Raw genomic sequence first — 7,771 nt, 5'->3', positions numbered from 1 at the left:
CGGCGGGGGCCTGCGAGCGCCCGCCGCGGTAACTGGTCACCGCCGTGCACTTGCTGCCCTTGACCCGCTTGCTGACATAGCTGGGGACGCCGTCGGCGCCCTCGCAACGGTAAATGGTGCCCGCCACCGCCGGAGCGGTGGACAGCAGGCAGACGATCCCCAGAAGCGCCAATCCCCCTTTCATGGTCGCGAGTGTCTCCCCAAACAGACCGAATTGCCACCTCTCCCGCTCTGGAAACGCGACTTTTCACCGGTTTCGGCCGCCAAAGCCGCTAGACTGGCAGGCTTCGCAGTGCTGACCGGCACGGAATAACCGCCGAACTCCCGGGATTACGACCATGTCCGAACTCCACCCCCTGCCGACCGCCGGGTCGATCCAGGCCGCCCCCGCCGCCCCCCGCGCGCCCGGCCAGGCACCGGCGCCGAAGCTGTTCATCCAGACCCACGGCTGCCAGATGAACGAGTACGACTCGGCCAAGATGGCCGACGTGCTGGCGGCGTCGGACGGTTTCGAGCTGACCACGGACGCCGAGGAGGCCGACGTGATCCTGGTCAACACCTGCTCGATCCGCGAGAAGGCGCAGGAGAAGGTGTTCAGCCAGCTCGGCCGCTGGCGCACGCTCAAGGACGGCGGCCGGCCGGTGCTGATCGGCGTCGGCGGCTGCGTCGCCAGCCAGGAGGGCGAGGCGATCATCAAGCGCGCGCCGTTCGTCGATCTGGTGTTCGGCCCGCAGACCCTGCACCGCCTGCCGGAGCTGATCCGCGCCCGCCGCGAGCAGGACCGCCCCCAGGTCGACATCAGCTTCCCAGAGATCGAGAAGTTCGACCGCCTGCCCGAACCGCGCGCGGAGGGCCCGACCGCCTTCGTCTCGATCATGGAAGGCTGCTCGAAGTACTGCTCGTTCTGCGTGGTGCCCTACACCCGCGGCACCGAGATCAGCCGCCCGTTCGAGGACGTGCTGGTCGAGGTCGCCGAGCTGGCCGCGCAGGGCGTGCGCGAGATCAACCTGCTCGGCCAGAACGTCAACGCCTACCGTGGCCCGATCGCCCCGCCGGGGGATGGGGAGAGCGACCCGGACGCCTCGCACGCCGACCTCGGCCTGCTGATCCGCACGATCGCCGAGATCGACGGCGTCGAGCGGATCCGCTTCACCACCTCCCACCCGCTGGAGTTCAGCGACTCCCTGGTCGAGGCCTACCGCGACGTGCCGCAGCTGGCCAACTACCTGCACCTGCCGGTGCAGTCGGGTTCCGACCGGGTGCTGGCGGCGATGAAGCGCGGCTACACCGCATTGGAGTTCAAGCAGAAGATCCGCAAGCTGCGCGCGGTGCGCCCGGACATCTCGATCAGCTCGGACTTCATCGTCGGCTTCCCCGGCGAGACCGACGCCGACTTCGAGAAGACCATGAAACTGATCGAGGACGTGGGCTTCGACCAGTCGTTCTCGTTCATCTATTCGCGCCGCCCCGGCACCCCGGCCGCGGACCTGGAGGACAGCGTCTCCAGCGAGGAGAAGCACGCCCGCCTGTCGCGCCTGCAGGCGACGATCAACGCCAACGCCCGGCGCATCTCCGAGGCGATGGTCGGCAGCGTGCAGCGGGTGCTGGTCGAGGGGCCCTCGCGCAAGGACCCGAACGAGCTGACCGGCAAGACCGAGAACATGCGCTCGGTCAACTTCGCCGGCCACCCGCGCCTGATCGGACGCTTCGTCGACGTGACGATCACCGAGGCGATGAGCAACTCGCTGCGCGGCCGCGTCCACACCCGCGACGGCGAGACCGCCTGAGCGGCCGGACGCCCGGCGCCATGACCCCGGGGGCAACGGACGCCCGCCCGCTCGCATTCGGCCTCCGCCTGGCGGCGGTGCTGGCGGTGGTGGCCGTCGGTTCCCTGCTCTACCTGTGGATCAACGCCCATCCGACCCGGTCGCCGGCCCTGCTGCCGGTCACCGCGCTGGACCGGGCGATCGGCTGGCATGCATGGACGATCTGGCCGTACTGGCTGCTGCTGTGCATCAACCCCTTCCTCGCCCTGGGGCTGCGCGATCGCGCACTGCTGCGGGCGGCGTTCAAGGCCTACGCGGTCGCGATGGGGCTGAACATGGCGATCTGGCTGGCCTGGCCGACCCGGATCGTCCGCCATGCCCTGCCCGACGACCTCGGCGGCGCGACCCGCGCGGCCTGGGACCTGCTGTACGCGCTGGACGAACCCCATACCTGCTTCCCGTCCGGCCACATCACCATCCCGGTGGTGGTGATGGTCGCGTTCGCCCGCCAGCATCCGGCCTCGCGGCCGTGGATCTGGCTGCCGACGCTGCTGTTCCCGACCATCGTCAGCACCGGCCAGCACTATGCGATCGACCTGTTCGCCGGTATCGCGACCGCGGCCGTGGGCCTGGCCTGGGCCGGGTTGCTGCGTCGACAGCCGCGGGCGGCGACGGCGGTCGCGATGGCGCGCGACTGATCCGTCCGGCGCCGCTCAGTCGACCTCGCGGGTCAGGATGACCGGGTCGCTCTCCAGCGTGCGATGCACCGGGCAGCGGTCGGCGACCCGCAGCAGGTCGGCGCGCTGGTCCGGATCGAGCGCACCGCTCAGCCGTATCCGTCGCGTGATGCGTTCGATATGGCCGTCCCTGCGATCGCACTCGGCGCAGTCCTCGGCATGGACGCGGTCGTGCTGCAGCCACACCTGCACATCGTCCAGCGGATAGCCCTTGCGTCGCGCGTACAGCCGCAGCGTCATCGAGGTGCAGGCGCCCAGCCCCATCAGCAGCAGGTCGTAGGGGTTCGGCCCCTTGTCGCCGCCGCCCTGCGCGACCGGCTCGTCGGCGATCAGCGCGTGGCGGGAGGTGAACAGGCCGCGCAGGAAGCCACGGTCGAGCTCGGTCACCAGCACATCGCCCTCGGCGACCGCCACCGGCGCCTTCGGTACCGGTGCGGCCAGCGCATCGATGTCGAGGTAGCGGCTGGTCCAGGCCGCCAGGGCGGTGGCGACGTACTCGGCGTCGGCCGCGCGGCTCAACAGATGATCGGCCTTGTCGAGCGAGATGAAGCTCTTGGGATGCAGCGCGGCGTTGTAGATGCGCGCGGCCTCGGCGATCGGCACGACTTCGTCGACCGGCGAGTGGAACACCAGCAACGCGCGCCGCAGCTTGCCGATATGGGCCTCGGAGGCGTTGTCCTCCAGATCGTCCAGGAACTGGCGCTGGATGGTGAACTCGCGGGGGCCGATCCGGACCCGGGCCTGGCCCTGTCCGCGCAGGTCCGCCTCCGCATCGGCGAGCAGGTGGCGGACATGCTCGGCGGTGGCCGGCGCGCCGATGGTCGCCAGCGCCTTCACCTCCGGCAGCGCGTGCGCGGCCGCCAGCACCGCCGCGCCCCCGAGACTGTGGCCGATCAGCAGGCTCGGCGGGCGGTACTCCCGGCCCAGCGCGGCGGCGGCGGCCAGCAGGTCGGCGACGTTGGAGGAGAAGTTGGTATTGGCGAAGTCGCCATCGCTGCCGCCCAGACCGGTGAAATCGAAGCGCAGCACCGCGATGCCGCGCGCGGCCAGGGCCCGGCTGATCCGGCTGGCGGCGGCGATGTCCTTGCCGCAGGTGAAGCAATGGGCGAACAATGCGTACTGCCAGCGCCCCGGATCGCCGCCTTCGGGCAGCTCCAGCAATCCCGACAGGGTCTGGCCCTGGTCGTTGGCGAATTCGAGCTTGATTCGTGTGTTCACGGCGCTCCTTGCGAACGGCTGATGGCAGGACGCCACCATAGCTTGACGCCTGTGTCACAGTGGTGGACGCGCCCCGCCGCGGCGCATCCTGGAGAACGACGATGCTGACCTGGCAGGACCTGCTCGCCTTCGCCGAGAACGGCAATCCCGAACCCGATCGCCGGGTCGAGAAGACCGATGCCCAATGGCGCGCCGAGCTGAGCCCCGAGCAGTACCGGGTCACCCGCCAGGCCGGCACCGAGCGCGCGTTCAGCAATCCGATGTGTGGCCTGCTCGAACCCGGGCGCTACCACTGCGTCTGCTGCGACACCCTGCTGTTCGACGCCGACGAGAAGTTCGACTCCGGCACCGGATGGCCCTCCTTCACTCAGCCCGCGCGCGCCAACGCGATCGCCTACCGCCGCGACGACAGCTACGGCATGCACCGGGTCGAGACCGTGTGCAACACCTGCGACGCCCATCTGGGCCACGTGTTTCCCGACGGCCCGCCGCCGAGCGGACTGCGCTACTGCATGAACGCGGTCGCGCTGCGCAAGGCCGAAGCCTGAATCTCCCGCAGGAGCGGCGCGAGCCGCGACTCCAGCCGTCCCGGGAAAACCCATCGCGGCTTACGCCGCTCCTACGAAAGCAGACCGCCGCACCGCTCCCGTAGGAGCTGCGCAAGCTGCGACCGGGTATCGCGGGAAAGCCATCGCGGCTTGCGCCGCTCCTGCGCGGATGCCGCAGCCGGCGCGGTCAGTCCAGGCGCTTGCGGAAGCGCTGGATCGCCAGCGTCATCATCGCCGCGGTGAAGCCGATCAGGGCCAGCACGTCCGGCCACAACTCCCACAGGCTGGCGCCGCGCAGCATGATGCCGCGGATCAGGCGCAGGAAGTGGGTCAGCGGCAATGCTTCGGCGATCCACTGCACCACCGTCGGCATGCCGGCGAACGGGAACATGAAGCCCGACAGCAGGATCGAGGGCAGGAACACGAAGAAGGTCATCTGCATCGCCTGGAACTGCGAGCGCGCCTTGGTCGAGATCAGCAGGCCCAGGGTCAGGTTGGCGAGGATCAGCAGCACCGCCGCCAGATACACGTGCAGCACCCGGCCCAGTACCGGCACCTGGAACAGCCACAGCCCCAGCAACAGCACCACCGTGGTCTGGACCAGGCCGATCACTGCGTACGGCAGCACCTTGCCGACCATCAGTTCGGAACGGCTGATCGGGGTCGCGATCAGAAGTTCCATGTTGCCGCGCTCGCGCTCGCGCACGATCGCCACGCCGGTGAACAGCACCATCGTCATGGTCAGGATGACCCCGATCAGGCCCGGCACGATGTTCACCGCCGAGCGCCGCTCCGGGTTGTAGAACGCAACCACGCCGATCGGCTCCGCCGCGCCCGGGCGCGCTGACGCGGATGCACCTGTGGCGCCGGCGATCGGCATCCGGGCGAGCTGGATCGCCGCGCTCTGGACCACGGTGTCGCTGCCGTCGACCATCACCTGGACCGCCTCGCGGCCATCGAGGCGTCGGCGCTCGAAATCGGCGGGGATCACCACCCCGACGCTGATGTCGCCCCGCCGCAGCATCGCGACCAGCTCCTGCGGCGTGTCGGCATCGGCGCTGGACCGGATCACCCCGGTGGCGAGCATGTCCATCACCACCGCGCGCGAGCCGCTGGTGCCGGCCTGGTCCACGATCGCGGCGTCGAGACCGCGCAGGTTGAGGTTGATCGCATAGCCGAACAACACCAGCTGCATCACCGGAATGCCGATGATCATCGCCAGGGTGATCCGGTCGCGACGCAACTGCCGCATCTCCTTGATCACGATCGCCAGCAGCCGTCGCCAGTTCATGCCGCCTCCTCGTTGTCGCCGCCGGCGGCCGCCGTACGGCCGCGGGTCGCATCGACGAACACGTCCTCCAGGTTCGGCGTCACCGCCGCGACCTCGGCCTCGCAGCCGGCCTCGCGCAGCACCTCGCGGATGCGCGCGTCGGCGTCGCCGTCCTCCCGGGTCAGCACCCGCAGCGCGTTGCCGATCTGGGCGACGCTGAGCACGCCGGGCACCGCCAGCAGCCGCTTCTGCGCCTGCCGCGGCTGACCGGCAAGGACTTCGACCGTGCGCCCGGCCAGTGCGCCGGTCAGTTCCGCCGGGGTGCCGTCGGCGACCAGCACGCCGCGATCCAGGATCGCCAGCCGGTGGCAGCGCTCGGCCTCGTCCATGTAGTGGGTCGACACCAGCAGGGTGGTGCCGGCATCGGCCAGCTCGAACAACTTCTCCCAGAAGTCGCGGCGCGACTCGGGATCGACCGCGCTGGTCGGCTCGTCGAGGAACAACAGCTCGGGCTCGTGGATGGTCGCCGCCGCCAGCGCCAGTCGCTGCTTCTGTCCGCCGCTCATCGTCCCGGCCAGCTGTTTCTGGCGGTCGCCGAAATGGTACTGCTCGATCAACGTGTCGATCCGCGCGCGGGTGCGCGGCTTCGGTACGCCCTGGGCGGCGGCCATGAACTCCAGGTTCTCGCGCACCGACAGGTCCTCGAACAGGGAGAAGCGCTGGGTCATGTAGCCGATCCGCTGGCGCAGCGTCTCGGCCTGCTCGGGCACCTTCAGGCCCAGCACCTCGACCGTGCCGGCGTCGTGGCCGAGCAGCCCGCACAGCATCCGGATCGTGGTGGTCTTGCCCGAACCGTTGGGGCCGAGAAAGCCGTACACGTGCGCGCGCGGCACGGTCAGATCGACCCGGTCGACCGCGACCAGCGCGCCGAAGCGCTTGCTCAGTCCGCGTGCGCGGATCGCATGATCGGTGGCCTGGCTGGAGGGCGCGTCCATCGTCTCAGGACTCGTAGTCGGCCAGGTGGACCGGCGGCAGTGCGCGCGCCTCGGCCAGCCACTCGCGGACGCTGTCGCGCCCCATCAGGCGCTCGCCCCAGGCCTGCATCGCCGGCCAGCCGGCGGGCTGTGGCAGATGCGCCTGCAGCCGCATCAGCGTCGGCACGAATGCCAGATCGGCCAGCGACAGGTCGCCGAACAGGTAGGGACCGCCGCCGGCTTGCAGTTGCCGCTCCCAGGCATCGAAGACGCGCGCGGACTGCTGGCGTTCGTCGGCGCTCATGGCCCGGCGCCGAGGGTAGAAGCTGCTCTCGAACGACAGTCGCGGGCACAGTCCGGACAGACCCGAATGCTGCCAGGCGAGAAAGGACCTGGCCCGGGCCCGCGGTCCCGGCTGCGCGGGCAGCAGGACGCCGCCGCCAAGGTCGTTGGCGTATTCCATGATCGCCAGCGAATCGAAGATCACCGCCTCGCCATCGACCAGCACCGGCACCGCCGCCGGCGGCGAGAATTCACCGATCCGGGCGAGGTTGGCATGGCGCTGGGGACGGCGGATGTCGACCACCCGCTCCTCGAACGCCACGCCGGCCTCCTTCAACGCCAGCCAGGCCCGGAACGCCCAGCTCGACGCGTTCCGGGTGCCCGAGTACAGGATTCTGCTCATGAGCGCTCCCGGTTCCAGCGATGGGTGGGCCCGCGCCGGGTCGGAGTGAATGCGCATGCGGCGGCCGTCATCGCGCGGCCCCGGCGCGGTCGCCATCGCGCTGCGGCAGGAACCGCACCTGGACCGGCAGGCCGACCGCCAGTTCGCGTGCGGCCTCGCCCTCCAGGGCGATCTCGGCCAGGTAGCTCAGCCGCGCCGCGTCCTCGCCGGTCAACGCGTAGTACGGCGTGAAGCTGGGTTCGCTGCGGATCATCCGCACGTGGCCGTCGAACTCCGCGTCCAGGCCCTCGACGCGAACCTTCGCGGGCTGGCCGACGCGGATACCCGCGCGGACCGGCTCGGGCACGTAGACCCGGGCATGCGGTGCCTCACCGACCAGCAACAGCGCCAGCGGCGCGCCCACCGGCGCCTGATCCCCCAGCTTGTACGGCAGGCTCTCGACGATCGCATCGCGCGGCGCGACCAGCGACAGTTTATCCAGAGTCACCTGCTGGACGGCGGCCTCGGCGCTGGCGGCAACCTCGGCCGCCCGGCCCTGGGCGACCCGCTCGCCGCGGGTGCCATGCTCCAGTT

9 protein-coding genes are annotated in these 7,771 nt (G+C 70.3%); 3 read left to right on the top strand and 6 right to left on the bottom strand.

The annotated features are described in order from the left end of the window. Nucleotides 1-184 (bottom strand): DUF4124 domain-containing protein (locus tag FKV24_RS20310; protein WP_141482780.1); only part of this gene is annotated, 184 nt, incomplete at its 3' end. Nucleotides 185-338: 154 nt separating this feature from the next. Between FKV24_RS20310 and miaB the strand changes: the two genes are divergently transcribed. Together miaB and FKV24_RS13745 are read left to right on the top strand one after the other, a co-directional pair. Continuing rightward, nucleotides 339-1,787 carry a tRNA (N6-isopentenyl adenosine(37)-C2)-methylthiotransferase MiaB gene (miaB, locus tag FKV24_RS13750; RefSeq protein ID WP_141482779.1) on the top strand — a complete coding sequence of 483 codons (1,449 nt, stop codon included), beginning with the start codon at nt 339-341 and terminating at the stop codon, nt 1,785-1,787. A gap of 20 nt (nt 1,788-1,807) precedes the next feature. Beyond that, entirely contained in the window at nt 1,808-2,464 is a 657-nt protein-coding gene (locus tag FKV24_RS13745; RefSeq protein ID WP_141482778.1) for a phosphatase PAP2 family protein, read from the top strand. Between the two features lie 15 nt (nt 2,465-2,479). Here the strand turns inward: FKV24_RS13745 and FKV24_RS13740 are convergent, their stop codons facing one another. After that, the gene (locus FKV24_RS13740; protein WP_249041026.1) at nt 2,480-3,721 is read right to left on the bottom strand and encodes a bifunctional alpha/beta hydrolase/OsmC family protein; all 1,242 of its coding nucleotides are present in this window, start codon (nt 3,719-3,721) and stop codon (nt 2,480-2,482) included. A gap of 101 nt (nt 3,722-3,822) precedes the next feature. Here FKV24_RS13740 and msrB point away from each other — a divergent pair, with 101 nt between their 5' ends. Next, nucleotides 3,823-4,269 carry a peptide-methionine (R)-S-oxide reductase MsrB gene (msrB, locus tag FKV24_RS13735; RefSeq protein WP_141482776.1) on the top strand — a complete coding sequence of 149 codons (447 nt, stop codon included), beginning with the start codon at nt 3,823-3,825 and terminating at the stop codon, nt 4,267-4,269. 187 nt (nt 4,270-4,456) lie between these two features. On the opposite strand, the gene FKV24_RS13730 is transcribed toward msrB, so the two are convergent. From FKV24_RS13730 to FKV24_RS13715, 4 genes are all read right to left on the bottom strand, one after another. Beyond that, the gene (locus FKV24_RS13730; protein WP_111265801.1) at nt 4,457-5,560 is read right to left on the bottom strand and encodes an ABC transporter permease; all 1,104 of its coding nucleotides are present in this window, start codon (nt 5,558-5,560) and stop codon (nt 4,457-4,459) included. Further along, complete coding sequence (locus tag FKV24_RS13725) at nt 5,557-6,498, bottom strand: ABC transporter ATP-binding protein (protein WP_111267972.1); 942 nt, start codon at nt 6,496-6,498, stop codon at nt 5,557-5,559. The genes FKV24_RS13730 and FKV24_RS13725 overlap by 4 nt, the downstream gene beginning before the upstream one ends. A 40-nt stretch (nt 6,499-6,538) precedes the next feature. Next, nucleotides 6,539-7,198 carry a glutathione S-transferase family protein gene (locus tag FKV24_RS13720; RefSeq protein ID WP_141482775.1) on the bottom strand — a complete coding sequence of 220 codons (660 nt, stop codon included), beginning with the start codon at nt 7,196-7,198 and terminating at the stop codon, nt 6,539-6,541. Between the two features lie 67 nt (nt 7,199-7,265). Then, nucleotides 7,266-7,771 (bottom strand): HlyD family secretion protein (locus FKV24_RS13715; protein ID WP_141482774.1); only part of this gene is annotated, 506 nt, incomplete at its 5' end.

This window comes from Marilutibacter maris, assembly GCF_006546735.2.
In the GTDB taxonomy this organism is placed as follows: Bacteria; Pseudomonadota; Gammaproteobacteria; order Xanthomonadales; family Xanthomonadaceae; genus Marilutibacter; species Marilutibacter maris.
Note: the sequence above shows the minus strand (reverse complement) of the source record. Positions and strands in the feature narration are given on the sequence as shown.

Bases quoted from the DNA above. Each gene is read 5' to 3' on its own strand.
- miaB (WP_141482779.1), top strand. From the start codon at position 339: ATGTCCGAACTCCACCCCCTGCCGACCGCCGGGTCGATCCAGGCCGCC.
- FKV24_RS13730 (WP_111265801.1), bottom strand. From the start codon at position 5,560: ATGAACTGGCGACGGCTGCTGGCGATCGTGATCAAGGAGATGCGGCAG.
- FKV24_RS13720 (WP_141482775.1), bottom strand. From the start codon at position 7,198: ATGAGCAGAATCCTGTACTCGGGCACCCGGAACGCGTCGAGCTGGGCG.
- FKV24_RS13745 (WP_141482778.1), top strand. From the start codon at position 1,808: ATGACCCCGGGGGCAACGGACGCCCGCCCGCTCGCATTCGGCCTCCGC.
- msrB (WP_141482776.1), top strand. From the start codon at position 3,823: ATGCTGACCTGGCAGGACCTGCTCGCCTTCGCCGAGAACGGCAATCCC.